The sequence below is a fragment of the Micromonospora sp. NPDC047756 genome, assembly GCF_055587245.1.
On sequence record NZ_JBVJGQ010000006.1, the window covers coordinates 354,772 to 367,948 of the forward strand.

Here is a 13,177-nt window from a genome sequence, read left to right on the forward strand (position 1 = left end):
ACAGGGTCGCGTCGGGATGCGACGGTGGGTTTATGGTCGAGGTGATGGCGTCCCGGGCGCGACCGTTCGGTGGGCGGTGGCGGGAGATCGTCCCGGTGGTGCTGCGCTGGGGGCTGCCGGTGCTCTGGGTGCTGTGGGCCGGTCTGGCGTGGTGGGTGGAGCCCCGCCAGTCGACCGAGGCCCAGCTCGACCGCGATCTCGCGACCGGCCAGGTGGTGGCCTTCCAACGGGCGTCCGGCTGGGCCGACGACGGCGCGTACTGGGGGAGTCGGCCCCGACCGCAGTATGCGACCAACGGTGCAATGGTCGTCTGGACCGTGCCGAACGGCCAGAGCCGCTACATCCTTGACGCAACGCCCGTCTGGCATTCGCACCTCGCCGAGCCGGACCCGTCGGTGGACGCCCCGCCGAGCTGGCGGGACGCCCAGCTCGCCGCCCTGTCCGCCGCGGGGAGCGCGAACGGTGACCCCGGGCAGCGGATCGGAAACGCCGCGGCGCTGCTCGCCGGTGTGCTGGCCGCGCTCTGGTTGGGCCGGCTGATCGGTGGCGCGCCGCCGCTGGTGGGCACCCGGTGGTTCTGGTTCTGGGTCGGGCTGCTGCCATTCGGGACAGGTGTGCTGGCCTGGACCTACCGGGAGCTGTGGAGACCACCGCCGGTGCCGGTGCCCGGCCGTGCCTCGGGGTGGCGCGGGCTCGGCTGGCTGATCCTCGCCGCGGTCGGCATCAGCCTCCTGGTGTCCGTTGCCGGCATCGTGTTCGGACCGACGGTGGTGCCGGGCTGAGCCGGAGATGCCGGGCCAACCGGCCCCGAGGCCGGCGATGGTCACCTACGGTGACGCCATGGACCCTTCGGCGGTCTGGCGGGACCGGCAGCACAAGTGGCGGATCGAGGCGTACCGGGCACCGGACCTGCGTTTCGCCATCTACGCCACCAACGGCCCCACCGAGTCGGTGCCGCTGTGGCTGTTCGGGATGACGGCGCTGGCCCGGTGGCTGATGACGCACTCCATCTCGCTGGACGACCTGGAGGTCGACTGAGCGGGGGCGCGGTCGCAAACACCGCCCACGCCGCGCCTTGCTGCGGTTGAGTGACCTCAGGCGGCGGACGGGGGGACGCGATGGGCAGTCAGCTCGGGCAGTTGGCGTTGGTGGCCGTGCTGGTGCTGGTCAACGCCGCGCTCTCCGGCAGCGAGATGGCGCTGGTGACCCTGCGGGAGGGGCAGTTGCGGCGGCTGGGCCGGCGCAGCGGCGCCGGTGACCGGTTGGTGCAGCTGTCCCGCGACCCGAACCGCTACCTGGCCACGATTCAGCTCGGCATCACCCTGGCCGGGTTCCTGGCCTCGGCGGCAGCCGCGGTGTCGTTGGCCTCTCCGCTGGTCGGGCCGTTGGGGTTCCTCGGCGCGGCGGCGCGTCCCGCCGCGGTGCTGCTGGTGACCGTGCTGCTGACGTTCGTCACGCTGGTGCTCGGTGAGTTGGCCCCGAAGCGGCTGGCCATGCAGCGGGCCGAGCGTTGGGCGCTGCTGAGCGCCGGCCCGTTGGACCTGCTGGCTCGGGTGTCCCGGCCGGCGGTGTGGCTGCTCAGCCGGGCCACCGACGCGGTCGTGCGGCTCGCCGGTGGTGACCCGCGGGCCAACCGGGAGGAGATGACCGAGGAGGAGTTGCGGGAGATGCTGTCCAGCCAGCGCGGCCTGTCGGCCCAGCAGCGGGAGATCCTGACCGGCGCGTTCGACATCGCCGGCCGGACGCTGCGGGAGATCCTGGTCGCCCGGCGCGAGGTGACGACGCTGCCCGCCGATCTGGCCGCGGACGAGGGCGTCCGGCGGCTCGCCGCCGCCGGACGCTCCCGTGCTCCCGTCACCGGCCCCGGCGGCCTGGACGAGGTGCTCGGGGTGGTGCACATCCGCGACCTGGTGCGGGCCGGCACCGCCCGAGTCGGTGAGCGGGTCCAGGCGCCACTGCTGCTGCCGGTGACCCTGCCGGTCGCCGACGCGATGCGTCAGCTGCGCCAGGAGCATCAGCAACTGGCATTGGTGGTCGATGAGCACGGTGGCATCGACGGCATGATCACCATGGAGGATCTTCTGGCCGAGGTGGTCGGTGAGTTGTACGACGAGACCGACCGGGACATGCACGGGGTGGTCCGGGAACCGGACGGCTCCCTGCTGGTGCCCGGTGACTTCCCGCTGCATGACCTGCCCGACCTGGGGGTGCGGCTGAGCTTTCCGTTGTCCCGGGACTACACGACGGTGGCCGGTCTGGTGCTGGCCCGACTGCGTCACCTGCCGGACTCCCCGGGTGAGACGGTGCGGCTGCCCGGTCTGACCTTGCAAGTGGTGGAGGTCGCCGACCGGGCGGTGCGCCGGGTACGCCTCTGCGGGTTCGTCAACGAGCGCTGAGCGTTCACCCAGAAGGCTGACAAAAGACTCAAATCGACAAAGCGAGCAACGCGGTACGCCTACCGTGCCAGACGTGAAGGACCGAGGGTTGCGTACGTTCGTCACGGTGCTGGCCGGCCTCGCGGTGATCTACTTCGGCAGCGCCGGCCGCAGCCCCGAGGAGGGCCGTGGCATCTCCGGCGGGGTGGTGGTCCTGGCGCTGCTCGCCGCGTTGCTGGTGTGGCACCTGACCCGCCCGGGGGACAAGACCGTCAAGTGAGCGCCTCACCGGGCGGCGACCCGGGTGACCTCACCGGCGGATTCCTCACCCAGCGCCACCCGTACCAGCGCTGACGCGAGCCGGCCGAAGTCCGGTTCGTCGACCAGACCGGCGAGCCGGTCCGGGGACCCCGGCAGGCCCAGCCGCTTCGCGCCCGCCAGGGCCCGACGGTCGGCGTACGGACGCACGTCCGACCAGACCGTCTGCGCCTCGCGCAGGTAGATGTCCGCGCCGGTGGGGCCGATGCCGGGGAACTCGGTGAGCCGCCGCCGAAGCCCGGCCGGGTCGCCCTGGGCCTCCCGGTGCAGGCGTCGCAGGTCACCGTGCCAACGGTCCAGGCACAGCCGGGCGCCGGTGCCGAGCATGGTGGCGGTCCGCTCGTCGTAGCGGCGGTAGTGGCCCCGGCCCAGCGCGTCGACGCGCTCCTGCCAACGGGCCGCCTCCATGGCCTGGGGGGTGCGGTAGCCGGCGGCGAACAGTTCCCGCGCGGCGTCCACCGCCACGCACGCGCGGATCCGGGTGCTCAGCAGCGTGGTCAGCACCAGCAGCTGGTACAGCGGCCCCGGCCGGTCGGAGAGGCGGATACCGGCCTCCTCCGCGTACGTGCGGCCACGCCGGTCGAGCAACACCCGCACCACACGTCGATCATTGCCCACCCGGTCGGGTTACCCACTTGAGGACCCGCTAGCCGTCGCACCGCTGAGCGAGGCCGGAATGCCCTCGGGGCGGGCGGGTATGCCGACGGTGGAGGCGGCTTCTGCCGCCTGCCGTACCGGAGGGAGACACCCCGTGACGAACCCGCAGCAGCAGGAGTTGCGCCGCAACGCACTGGGCGCCACCAGCCAGGACAACAAGGGCCCCGCCCCGGGCGGGCACCCGGCCAACCGTGGTAGCTCGCGTGGCGACGCCGGTCGTCCAGTGCCCAAGGGGCAGGTGTCGCCGTACGGCCCGGCCGGCGAGCCGGTGGCCGACGACGACAGCGACACCCGCTGACGGCTCTAGCGTCCGCGGCCTGGCGGCCGTCGCAACCTGTTCCAGGTGGCGGCGGCCGCCAGCCCGTACGCGAGGTGCGGGATGATGTCGGAGATCCAGTCGGAGCGCCGCCACGTCCGCGGGTCGCTGATCCCGAGCACGGTGATCGACCCGTCGGTCATGGTCATGACGCCCGCGCCGAGCAGACCGGTGGCCACCGGCAACGGCTGACGTCGACCACCGGCGTAGAGCGCGAAACCGACGCCCGCGGCGATGCCCAACCCGTAACCGATCAGCGGCCCGAGGCCCGAGCGGCGGTTGGCCGCTCGGGCCCCGTTCCCCAGGTCGACGTGCGCGATCCCGGCCAGCCGGTCGACGGTCTCCTGGGGGACGTCGCTCTCCGGCCGCCCCCGCAGTGCCATGTCCAGGTAGCTGACCACGTTCAGCGCGGTGCTGCCGACGGCGCCCGCGATCGCGCCGTCGGCCACGTCGACCGTCCTCACTTCGGGTCGCCCGGTTCGCGCTCGCTCTTCGGGCCGTACGTCCGGTCGCCGCGCACCACGCCCCGCTGACCGCGATCCTCCTGCAGGATCCTGTTCGCGACCTGGTTGGCCTTGCCGTCGGGTACTCGGCGTCCGGAGTCGTCGATCGCGTTACGCAACCGCGCGCGCTGCTTGTCGTACGCGTTACTGCCCGGCCGTGGTCCTGGCATCTGTGCCTCCTTCGTCGGTCTGGGCACCTGGTGCTGCCCGCCGTCCGCTGGGCGTACCGCGGCCGTCTACCCGTCTCGGGGCGGACCAACCCCGGCCCTACCGGGGGGCGCGGACCACGACTACCGGGCACTGCGCGTGGTGCAGCATCGACTGGCTCACCGACCCCAGCAGCAACCCGGTCACCTCGCCGCGCCCGCGCCCTCCGACGACCGCCAGTTGGGCGGAGCGCGACGCCTCGGCGAGCGCGGTTCCGGGTCGGCCGTGCACCACCTGGCAGGTCAACCGCAGACCCGGGTGGTCCTCGGTGAGCCCGGTCAGCCACCCGGCGAGCATCCGCTCCTGCTCGCCGCGCAGCTTCGCCTCGTCGTACACCAGGGGTTGCATGTCGCCGGGGCCGCTGCTGCCGGGATGTCGGTACGCGTGCACCGCCATCAGCGGCACGCCGAGGGACACGGCGGTCTCGGCGGCGACGTCCGCCGCCCGCCGGGAGGCGTCCGAGCCGTCCACCGCGACCAGGACCGGCTGGTCGGGGCGTTGCGTGCCGCGCGCGACCAGCACCGGGCAGTCGGCGTACGCGGCGACCTGCACCGCGACCGAGCCGACCAGCAGCGCGGAGAACCCACCCAACCCGCGATCGCCGAGCACGATGAGCGCGGCGGTGGGGGACTCGCCCACCAGCACCGCGGCGGCCTCGCCGTCGATGATCTCGCCGGAGATCGACAACCCGGGCACTGTCGCCTCGGCCTCGCGCACGGCGGCCTCGACGAGTTCCTCGGCCCGGTGGCGCAGCCCGCCGCCGGGCGGCGCGTCCGGGGCGGGGGAGACGGGTACGTGCAGCAGCGGCCAGATGAAGCCGTGCACGACCCGCAGCGGTCGGTGCCGGCGGGCCGCCTCGGTGGCGGCGAGCCGCACGGCGCGCAGCGCCGACTCCGAGCCGTCGACGCCGACCACCACCGCCGCGTTGTTCGCCGAGTTCACCGCCCACCTCCGCTCGCGGCCAGTATCGCGGGCCCGGACGCCCCCGCGTCGCGATACCGCCGAGCGCGTCGGGGTCGGTACGCTGGCGACGACCGGGGAGGGAGCGCCGACGATGGGTGAACCAGACCAGCCGAGTACCGCGCGCATGATCGACTTTTGGCTCGGCGGGCAGCATCACTTCCCGGTGGACGTGGCCGCCGCGAACGCGTTCGAGCAGGCGTACGGGCCGTGCGCGCCGGTGTTCCGCGAGCTGCGGGCGTTCCTGGGCCGGGCGGTGCGGGCCATGGCCGAGCAGGGCGTGGACGGGTTCCTGGTGTTCGGCGCCGGGGTGCCGACGATGGGCAACGTGCACGAGGTCGCCGCCGACGCGACGGTGCTCTACACCGACGTCGACCCGGTCACCATCCGACTGGGACAGGGCATCCTCGCCGGCAGTGACCGGGCCGGCTACGGCTTCGGAGACGCGACCGACATCGGCACCATCGACCCGGCGCAGCTGCACCGTTTCGTGCCGGGGTGGGGTCGGCGGCCGGTCGGCGTGGTCTTCCTGGGGTTGGCCGCGTTCCTCGACGACGTCACGCTGACCCGCACCCTCGACGAGCTGTACGCTGCCGCGGCGCCGGGCAGCCTGCTCGCTGTGGACTTCGACACCGAGGAGCTGGCCGGTCACCCGCAGGCGCTGGCCATGATGGGGCCGCAGTTCCGGATGCGTCCACCGGCGGCGTTCGCGCCCCTGCTGGGTCGGTGGGCGCCGACGGCGGACGGGATCGTCCCGGTCACCGAGTGGCGGCCGCAAGGCCCACCGGCCGAGGTGCCCGACGCGTTCCACGGTGTGCTCGCGACCCGCGCGGGTGACTGACCGCGCCGATCATCCGTCCGGCGACGTCCGTATGATGCTTGCCCTACAGCAAGCTTCGGGGGAGGGCGACGATGGTAGACGCGCCGGACGTGGTGTCGCGCGCGTTGCGCGAGGCTCCGCCCGACCAGTTGGCGGAGGCGGCGGACCGGGCGATCCGGTCCGCGATGGGCGCGCTGCGCACCGACGTCTTCGTCGCCGACTACCGGATCAGCGGCCTGTGGCCGGTGCTGGACCCGGACCTGCCGGCCGGCGGTTTCCTGGCCTGTCACACCATGGCGCAGCGCTGCTTCAGCAGCCAGCAGCCGGTCCGCGACGGTTCGGGTCCCTGCCGGCTCTACCTGCCGTTGACGGTGTGGGGGGAACGGCTGGGCGTGCTGATGATCGAGCTGCCGACCGTACCGAACGCGGCGGTCACCGGTCGGGCGACGGACATCGCCGGCGCGCTGGCGGTGGCGATGCGCGCGGCGGACCGGGAGACCGACCGCTACCGGCGGGCCCGCCGTCGGGAGCGACTGACGATGGCCGCCGAGATGCAGTGGGACCTGCTGCCCGGTCGTGGTGTGTCCCACCACGCGTTCGACCTGGCCGGCCAGCTCGAACCGGCGTACACGGTGGGTGGCGACCACTTCGACTGGTCGCTGGACGGCGACCGTCTCACCGTGACGGTGCTCAACGGTGAGGGCAACGGCCTGGCGGCGTCGCTGTTGACAGCCGTCACCGTCAACGCGATGCGCAACGCGCGTCGCTCCGGTGGCGGCCTGGTGGAGCAGGCCGAGCTGGCGTCGGACACGGTCTTCTACCAGCACCGGGGCGCGCGGTACGTGGCCACCCTGCTGCTTGAGGTGGACACTCGCCTCGGCCGGGTGCGGGCCGTCGACGCCGGCTCGCCCCACCTGTTGCGGATGCGCGGCTCCACTGTCGAGCCGGTGAAACTGGATCAGCAGCTGCCGCTGGGCATGTTCGCCGAGACCCGCTACGAGCTTCAGGAGATACAACTCGCCCCCGGTGACCGGCTCTTCGTCGTCAGCGACGGGGTGTGGGCCGCCGAGCCGCCGGGCCAGGAGCCGTACGGGCAGCGGGTGATGGCACGTTCTCTGCGCGCCACGCGGTTGCAGCCGCCGGCCGAGGCGGTTGGTACGGTGATGCGCGAACTACACGCCTATCACGCCGATTCCGATCTGCGTGACGACGCCGTCGTGGTCTGTCTGGACTGGCACGGTCCACGCGAGCGGAGCATGGCGTGAGTCTCGCCGCCGCATTGCCGGGCGGGCACCAGCGCGACAACGGCAGGGGACATCAGGTGGAGCGACCTGCGGATCTCGCCGCGGCGATCACCACGGCCGCCGAGACGCTGATCGCCGTGCTGGAGTCGGCCGGGTCGCGCCACCAGGTGCCGCCCACCCAGCTGAGGGTGCTCACGCTGATCAGCGGTCGTCCGGAGACCAACGTCAACGGGTTGGCGGAGCTGCTGGACGTGGTGCCGTCGTCGGCGAGCCGCCTGTGCGACCGGTTGGAGGCGACCGGGTTGTTGCGTCGGGTGGCGGATCCGCGGGACCGGCGTGAGGTGCGGCTGGTGCCGACGCCTGCGGCGCTGACCCTGTTGGGGGAGTTGGCCGAGCGGCGTCAGCGCGCGGTGCAGGCGGTGCTGGATCGGATGCCGTCGCGGATGCAGCACGAGCTGTTGCTGGCGCTGGCCGGGTTCGCTCGGGCGGCGACGTCGGTGCCCGAGCAGCAGACCGATCCCGCCGTCCAGACGGCCTGAACGCCGTCCCCTCCTCCACTAGTATCCTAGGACGCTCTACGCGTGGTGATCCACGCCACAGTGCGACACCACCGCACCGGCAGGCCGCCGCAGCGCCCGGCCAGCGAGAGGAAGCCCGATATAGTGGCAGCGCACCTAGCCGGCCCGCGATCATCGAGATCGCGGGCCGTATCAGGGCATGGGGCCCCGCCCGGGGCCGCAGGGGAGAGCCGGCGCTGGTCGGCCCGACAGCGCGTACGACCCTCAGCCGCGCCCGGCGCCGGCCGGGGGCCCGCGTGCCGTGGAGGAGGATCGGTGTCGCGTCGGCCGGCTCGGGCAGAGCAACCGCGGGACGCCGGTGACGAGACCCCCGGCAACCAGGTCCTCACCCTGCCCAACCTGATCAGCTTCGGGCGGCTGCTGGGCGTGCCGCTCTTCCTCTACCTGTTCCTGGTGGCAAAGGCCGACGTGGCGGCGGTCGTGGTGCTGGCCATCGGCGGCACCACCGACTGGGTCGACGGTTGGATCGCTCGCCGCCTGCGCCAGGTCAGCCGCCTGGGCGAGCTGCTCGACCCGCTGGCCGACCGCCTCTACATCCTCGCCACCCTGGTCGCCTTCACCGCCCGGGAGGTGGTGCCGTGGCAGTTCACCGCGGCGCTGCTGGCCCGTGAGGTGCTCCTGCTGGCGTCGCTGGCGGTGCTGCGGCGCTACGGGTACGGTCCGCCGCCGGTGCACTACGTGGGCAAGACCGCCACGTTCCTGCTGCTCGCGGCGTTCCCGGTGCTGCTGTTGGCCAGCGCGGCCACCGACGTGGCGACGGCGGCGAGCGCCATCGGTTGGGCGTTGGCCTGGTGGGGGCTGGTGCTGTACTGGGTGGCCGGCGCGATGTACGTCGTACAGGCGGCCCGGCTGGTGCGCGCGGCGCGCGGTCCGGGAGCGGCGGCGTGAGCGCGCCTCGGCCGGGAAAACCCGGCCAGGACCGGGTGTACGCGCCGGATTTCCTCACCGAGTTGTTCCGCAACCCGTTGGATCCGGGGTACGCGGATGCGGCTGCGGCTCGTCGGCGCTCGGCGGAGTCCGCTCCGGCGCGCGGGTGGCGGGCCTTGCCGGCCCGGTCGGTGAGCCTGGTCGTGGTGGTGATGCTGGGTTTCCTGTTCGCGGTGGCGTACCGGCAGACGATGGCGGACGAGCCGGGGCGCAGCCAGGCCCGCTCGGGTCTGGTGACGCAGATCAAGGAGCGGGAGAGCCAGACCGATCGGTTGTCCACGCGGGCGGACCAGCTGCGCGAGGAGGTCAGTCGGCAGCGGGACGCGGCGTTGACCGGTTCGGCCGCTGCCCGGTTGCGCAACCTGGAGGCGAGCACCGGGTTGGGCCGGGTGCGCGGTGACGGTGTGGTGGTGCGGTTGGCGGACGCTCCGGACAAGGCGGACGCGGTCACCGGTGCCGGCGCGGGGCCGCCGCGGGTGCTCTACAGCGACCTGCAGGGTGTGGCGAACGCGTTGTGGAGTGCTGGTGCGGAGGCGATCGCCATCAACGGGCAGCGGTTGACGTCGACGTCGACGATCCGGTCGGCGGGTGAGGCGATGCTCGTGGATTTCCGGCCGGTGACGGGGCCGTACGAGGTGTCGGCGATCGGGCCGGGTTCGATGCGGCGCAAGTTCGAGGACAGTCGGAATGCGGCGCTGATGCGCAAGGTGGCGCAGGGGACGGGGTTGTCGTTCGGTGTGCGGGAGGCGGATGACCTCACCTTGCCGGCGGCGCCGGAGCCGCAGCTACGCTACGCCAAGCCGTCGGTCAGTCCGAGCCCTTCCGCGTCGGGTGTCCGTTCCGGCAGTCCCGGGTCGTCCGGTCCGGGGACGAGTGTTAGCCCCTCCGGAGGTGGCCGATGATCGCGGTGTTGGCGTTGCTGGCCGGTGTGGTGCTGGGCGTGTGGCTTGATCCCACGGTGCCGGCGGCGTTGCAGCCGTACCTGCCGATCGCGGTGGTGGCCGCGTTGGACGCGGTGTTCGGTGGGGTGCGGGCCCGGTTGGACCGCATCTTCGACGACAAGCAGTTCGTGGTGTCGTTCATTTCGAACGTGCTGGTGGCTGGTCTGATCGTGTATCTGGGTGACCAGTTGGGGGTGGGTGGGCAGTTGTCCACCGGTGTGGTCGTTGTGTTGGGTGTGCGTATCTTCGGCAACGTGGCGGCGATCCGCCGGCACCTGTTCCGGGCGTAGGTTGGGTTGCGATGAGTGATGAGCAGACCGACACGGGGACCGGGTGGCCGCAGCCGGTGGGTCCGGTGCGGCCGGGTGGGCCGGCGGGTGAGCCGGATCCGCGGCCGGATGCGCCGGATCCGGATGAGTTGAGCCCGTTGGCGCCGCAGGCGCCGTCGGATGACGAGCCTGCGGTGGAGCCGGGTGTGGAGCCGGTCGACGATGGTGCGACGGTGGACCTGAGCGCGGTGTCGCGGTCGGGGGAGCGGCCGGTTGCGGGTTCCGACGAGTCGGCGGAGCCGGTGGGCGAGCCGGCGTCGGTGGTGGCTGGTCGGTCCCGGTGGAGTGCGGCCGGGGTGATGATCGCCGCGTTGTTGGCGTTGCTGGGGTTCACGTTGGTCGTGCAGTTGAAGACGACGTCGACGGACCCGACTCTGGGTGCCACCCGTCAGGAGGACCTGGTCCGGATCCTGTCGGATCTGGATGCGCGGGAGAATCGCCTGCAGCAGGACATCCGGGCTCTGGAGGACAGTCAGCGGCAGTTGCGCTCGGGTGAGCAGGGTCGTCAGGCGGCGTTGGATGAGGCGACGCGGCGGGCGGACGAGTTGGGCATCCTGGCGGGGACGTTGCCGGCGGTGGGTCCGGGGTTGACTGTGCAGTTCGACGGCGGGGTGAAGCCGATCTCGGCGAACCGGGTGTTGGACGCGGTGCAGGAGTTGCGCGGTGCGGGTGCCGAGGCGATGCAGATTTCCGGTGGGGATCGGGCGACGGTGCGGATCATCGCGTCGACGTTCTTCCTCGATGGGGACAACGGGTCGTTGATGGTGGAGGGGCGTCGGTTGTCGGGGCCGTACACGATCACGGTGATCGGTGATCCGGCGACGATGCGTACGGCGTTGAACATTCCTGGTGGGGTGGTGGCGTCGGTCCGGGGTGACGGCGGTAACGTGACGTTTGGGGAGCGTGAGGTTGCCGAGGTTTCGGCGCTGCACGTGCCGATCAAGTTGGAACACGCCCGTCCGGTCTCCTGACCGGCGCGGCCGCGCCGGACCCGGGTGGTCCGGGGCACCGATGGATGAAGGACGCGTCTGGTGATTCCCGAGGATCTGCGATACACCGCCGAGCATGAGTGGGTGGCGGGTGACGGCACGGCTTCGGTCCGGGTCGGCATCACCCACTTCGCGCAGGACGCGCTCGGTGACATCGTGTACGTGCAGTTGCCCGAGGCGGGTGCGGTGGTCGCGGCCGGTGACTCGTTGGGTGAGATCGAGTCGACCAAGAGCGTGTCGGAGATCTACGCGCCGGTGGCCGGTACGGTGGCTGCGCGCAATGATGCGTTGGCCGACACGCCTGAGCTGATCAACACTGATCCGTACGGTGAGGGTTGGTTGGTGGAGATCACGCCGAATGATCCGACTGCGACGGATGGGTTGCTGACGGCGGCCGCGTATCAGAAGATCACCGAAGGCTGAGTGTGCTTGATCCGGTGCGCGGGTTGTCTGCGCGCGTCCGGTTGCCCTGCATTTCGGCGCTGGCTAGGCTCGCCCAGTCGACCGAGAACCCAATAGTTGAGCGTTGCGGAATTGCCTTCCCGGGCACGGGGAGCCAGCCGCCGGGTGTTCAAGTGCCCGGCGGCCAGACCCGCCATTACCCGACGCCGACCGAACAGATCCGTGAGGTGGTCCCATGACGCGGCCAGACGACGAGTTCCCCCCACTCGACGTCACTTCGACGCTCAATCTCGGTTCGCTCGACGAAGTGCTGGAGGGGCCGGATACCGATGTGGTGCCGAGCCGGATGTCCGGTTCGTTGCCGCCGGGTATGGCGCTGCTGGTGGTTCGTCGAGGCCCGAATGCGGGTGCCCGGTTCTTGTTGGACCACGATGTGACGACCAGTGGCCGGCACCCGGACAGTGACATCTTCCTGGATGACGTGACGGTGTCGCGTCGGCACGCGGAGTTCCACCGCGATGGTGGGACGTTCACGGTGCGGGACGTGGGCAGCCTGAATGGCACGTACGTCAATCGTGAGCGGGTTGAGGCGGCCACGTTGAGCAATGGTGACGAGGTTCAGATCGGTAAGTTCCGGGTGGTGTTCATCGCCGGTCCGCGCCCGGAGGAGGAGGCCGGCCGGGGGTGAACGAGCCTGCGGCCTCCAGGTCACCCGGGGCGGCTCGGTCTGAGCCGTTGATGAGCATCGGTGAGGTGCTTGGGCAGTTGCGGGTGGATTTTCCGGATACCACGATTTCGAAGCTGCGGTTTCTTGAGGCTGAGGGTTTGGTCGAGCCGCAGCGGACGGCGGCGGGTTACCGGAAGTACAGCTGGGACGATGTGGCGCGGTTGCGGTTCGTGTTGACCGCGCAGCGGGACAGGTACCTGCCGTTGCGGGTGATCCGGGAGCAGTTGGCGCAGTGGGATTCGTCCGGTGAGCAGCCGGAGCGGTCGCGGCCGGCGTTGGTGGCGGTTGGTCCTGATGGTGCGGTGCCGGGTCGGGAGTTGGCGGAGCCGGCCGAGTCGTCGCAGGTGCGGCTCGGCCGGGTGGATCTGGTGGCGCGCAGTGGGATCGACGAGTCGACGTTGGTGGAGTTGGAGCGGCTCGGTGTGCTGGTGTCGGATCCGCCGGGTTGGTATGACGCTGATGCTTTGATCATCGCGTCGGCGGTGGCGGGGTTGGCGGCGTACGGGTTGGAGCCGCGGCACCTGCGGGGTTATCGGACGGCGGCGGACCGGGAGGTTGGTTTGTTCGCGCAGTTGGTGGCGCCGTTGGCGCGGCAGAGTGATCCGGCGGCGCGGGCGCGGGCGGCGGAGACGGCGCGGGAGTTGGTGGCGTTGTCGGAGCAGTTGCACGCGGCGTTGGTGCGGGTGGGGCTGCGGTCGACGTTGGGTCGGTGAGGGTGCCCGGTGGGTGGCGGCTGAGCGGAAAGATCTCTTCCGGGAAGCGTGCCGTAGGCTTGCCGGGGTAACCCCTTTTCGGCGCGGGCGTGGTGCTGTAGCGCATGGGACGGCCGTGTTGCGGTCCGTGTACCGTGCAGGGAAGGGCGCGGTGCGGCGTAGGTGACAACG

The 13,177-nt window shown here is 71.7% G+C and carries 19 protein-coding genes; 15 read left to right on the plus strand and 4 right to left on the minus strand.

The genetic code is table 11. From position 1 onward, the window contains the following. Window positions 1-32: 32 nt before the first annotated feature. From ACZ6NZ_RS21640 to ACZ6NZ_RS21655, 4 genes are all read left to right on the plus strand, one after another. Window positions 33-782 (plus strand): hypothetical protein, encoded by a 750-nt coding sequence (locus ACZ6NZ_RS21640; protein ID WP_465859863.1) that lies wholly within the window; start codon window positions 33-35, stop codon window positions 780-782. A gap of 58 nt (window positions 783-840) precedes the next feature. Beyond that, the gene (locus tag ACZ6NZ_RS21645; protein WP_366607070.1) at window positions 841-1,038 is read left to right on the plus strand and encodes a hypothetical protein; all 198 of its coding nucleotides are present in this window, start codon (window positions 841-843) and stop codon (window positions 1,036-1,038) included. 80 nt (window positions 1,039-1,118) lie between these two features. Next, complete coding sequence (locus ACZ6NZ_RS21650; RefSeq protein ID WP_465859864.1) at window positions 1,119-2,396, plus strand: hemolysin family protein; 1,278 nt, start codon at window positions 1,119-1,121, stop codon at window positions 2,394-2,396. Window positions 2,397-2,469: 73 nt separating this feature from the next. After that, entirely contained in the window at window positions 2,470-2,655 is a 186-nt protein-coding gene (locus ACZ6NZ_RS21655; protein ID WP_036410487.1) for a hypothetical protein, read from the plus strand. Window positions 2,656-2,660: 5 nt separating this feature from the next. Here ACZ6NZ_RS21655 and ACZ6NZ_RS21660 read toward each other — a convergent pair whose 3' ends face one another. Next, complete coding sequence (locus ACZ6NZ_RS21660) at window positions 2,661-3,311, minus strand: hypothetical protein (RefSeq protein WP_465859865.1); 651 nt, start codon at window positions 3,309-3,311, stop codon at window positions 2,661-2,663. Window positions 3,312-3,444: 133 nt separating this feature from the next. On the opposite strand from ACZ6NZ_RS21660, the gene ACZ6NZ_RS21665 reads away from it, so the two are divergent. After that, window positions 3,445-3,648 carry a hypothetical protein gene (locus ACZ6NZ_RS21665; protein WP_366607065.1) on the plus strand — a complete coding sequence of 68 codons (204 nt, stop codon included), beginning with the start codon at window positions 3,445-3,447 and terminating at the stop codon, window positions 3,646-3,648. Between the two features lie 5 nt (window positions 3,649-3,653). Here ACZ6NZ_RS21665 and ACZ6NZ_RS21670 read toward each other — a convergent pair whose 3' ends face one another. The 3 genes from ACZ6NZ_RS21670 to ACZ6NZ_RS21680 all read right to left on the minus strand — a co-directional run bounded on the left by ACZ6NZ_RS21670 (window position 3,654) and on the right by ACZ6NZ_RS21680 (window position 5,318). Further along, window positions 3,654-4,130, minus strand: coding sequence for a hypothetical protein (locus ACZ6NZ_RS21670; protein WP_366607063.1), 477 nt, complete (start codon window positions 4,128-4,130; stop codon window positions 3,654-3,656). After that, on the minus strand, window positions 4,127-4,339 hold the full coding sequence (locus tag ACZ6NZ_RS21675; protein WP_088989541.1) for a phosphatidylethanolamine-binding protein: 213 nt from the start codon (window positions 4,337-4,339) through the stop codon (window positions 4,127-4,129). Before ACZ6NZ_RS21675 ends, ACZ6NZ_RS21670 begins: the two co-directional genes overlap by 4 nt. 97 nt (window positions 4,340-4,436) lie before the next feature. Beyond that, window positions 4,437-5,318: a universal stress protein gene (locus ACZ6NZ_RS21680; protein WP_465859866.1), complete on the minus strand. Its 882-nt coding sequence runs from the start codon at window positions 5,316-5,318 to the stop codon at window positions 4,437-4,439. 112 nt (window positions 5,319-5,430) lie between these two features. Between ACZ6NZ_RS21680 and ACZ6NZ_RS21685 the strand changes: the two genes are divergently transcribed. The 10 genes from ACZ6NZ_RS21685 (at window position 5,431) to ftsR (ending at window position 13,006) form a co-directional block, all read left to right on the plus strand. Next, the gene (locus tag ACZ6NZ_RS21685; RefSeq protein WP_465859867.1) at window positions 5,431-6,177 is read left to right on the plus strand and encodes an SAM-dependent methyltransferase; all 747 of its coding nucleotides are present in this window, start codon (window positions 5,431-5,433) and stop codon (window positions 6,175-6,177) included. Window positions 6,178-6,248: 71 nt separating this feature from the next. After that, complete coding sequence (locus ACZ6NZ_RS21690) at window positions 6,249-7,421, plus strand: PP2C family protein-serine/threonine phosphatase (protein WP_465859868.1); 1,173 nt, start codon at window positions 6,249-6,251, stop codon at window positions 7,419-7,421. A 56-nt stretch (window positions 7,422-7,477) separates the two neighbouring features. After that, window positions 7,478-7,939 (plus strand): MarR family winged helix-turn-helix transcriptional regulator, encoded by a 462-nt coding sequence (locus ACZ6NZ_RS21695; RefSeq protein WP_465860118.1) that lies wholly within the window; start codon window positions 7,478-7,480, stop codon window positions 7,937-7,939. A 294-nt stretch (window positions 7,940-8,233) separates the two neighbouring features. Further along, window positions 8,234-8,866, plus strand: a complete 633-nt coding sequence (locus ACZ6NZ_RS21700; protein WP_465859869.1) for a CDP-alcohol phosphatidyltransferase family protein — start codon at window positions 8,234-8,236, stop codon at window positions 8,864-8,866. Continuing rightward, window positions 8,863-9,807: a DUF881 domain-containing protein gene (locus ACZ6NZ_RS21705; RefSeq protein WP_465859870.1), complete on the plus strand. Its 945-nt coding sequence runs from the start codon at window positions 8,863-8,865 to the stop codon at window positions 9,805-9,807. The genes ACZ6NZ_RS21700 and ACZ6NZ_RS21705 overlap by 4 nt, the downstream gene beginning before the upstream one ends. After that, window positions 9,804-10,136, plus strand: coding sequence for a small basic family protein (locus ACZ6NZ_RS21710; protein ID WP_030327710.1), 333 nt, complete (start codon window positions 9,804-9,806; stop codon window positions 10,134-10,136). The genes ACZ6NZ_RS21705 and ACZ6NZ_RS21710 overlap by 4 nt, the downstream gene beginning before the upstream one ends. A gap of 11 nt (window positions 10,137-10,147) precedes the next feature. Continuing rightward, the gene (locus ACZ6NZ_RS21715) at window positions 10,148-11,146 is read left to right on the plus strand and encodes a DUF881 domain-containing protein (RefSeq protein ID WP_465859871.1); all 999 of its coding nucleotides are present in this window, start codon (window positions 10,148-10,150) and stop codon (window positions 11,144-11,146) included. Window positions 11,147-11,206: 60 nt separating this feature from the next. Beyond that, complete coding sequence (gcvH, locus tag ACZ6NZ_RS21720) at window positions 11,207-11,587, plus strand: glycine cleavage system protein GcvH (RefSeq protein WP_091397961.1); 381 nt, start codon at window positions 11,207-11,209, stop codon at window positions 11,585-11,587. Between the two features lie 214 nt (window positions 11,588-11,801). Continuing rightward, the gene (gene odhI / locus ACZ6NZ_RS21725; RefSeq protein WP_007071101.1) at window positions 11,802-12,254 is read left to right on the plus strand and encodes an oxoglutarate dehydrogenase inhibitor Odhl; all 453 of its coding nucleotides are present in this window, start codon (window positions 11,802-11,804) and stop codon (window positions 12,252-12,254) included. A 50-nt stretch (window positions 12,255-12,304) separates the two neighbouring features. Continuing rightward, window positions 12,305-13,006, plus strand: a complete 702-nt coding sequence (gene ftsR, locus ACZ6NZ_RS21730) for a transcriptional regulator FtsR (protein ID WP_465859872.1) — start codon at window positions 12,305-12,307, stop codon at window positions 13,004-13,006. Window positions 13,007-13,177 lie beyond the last annotated feature (171 nt).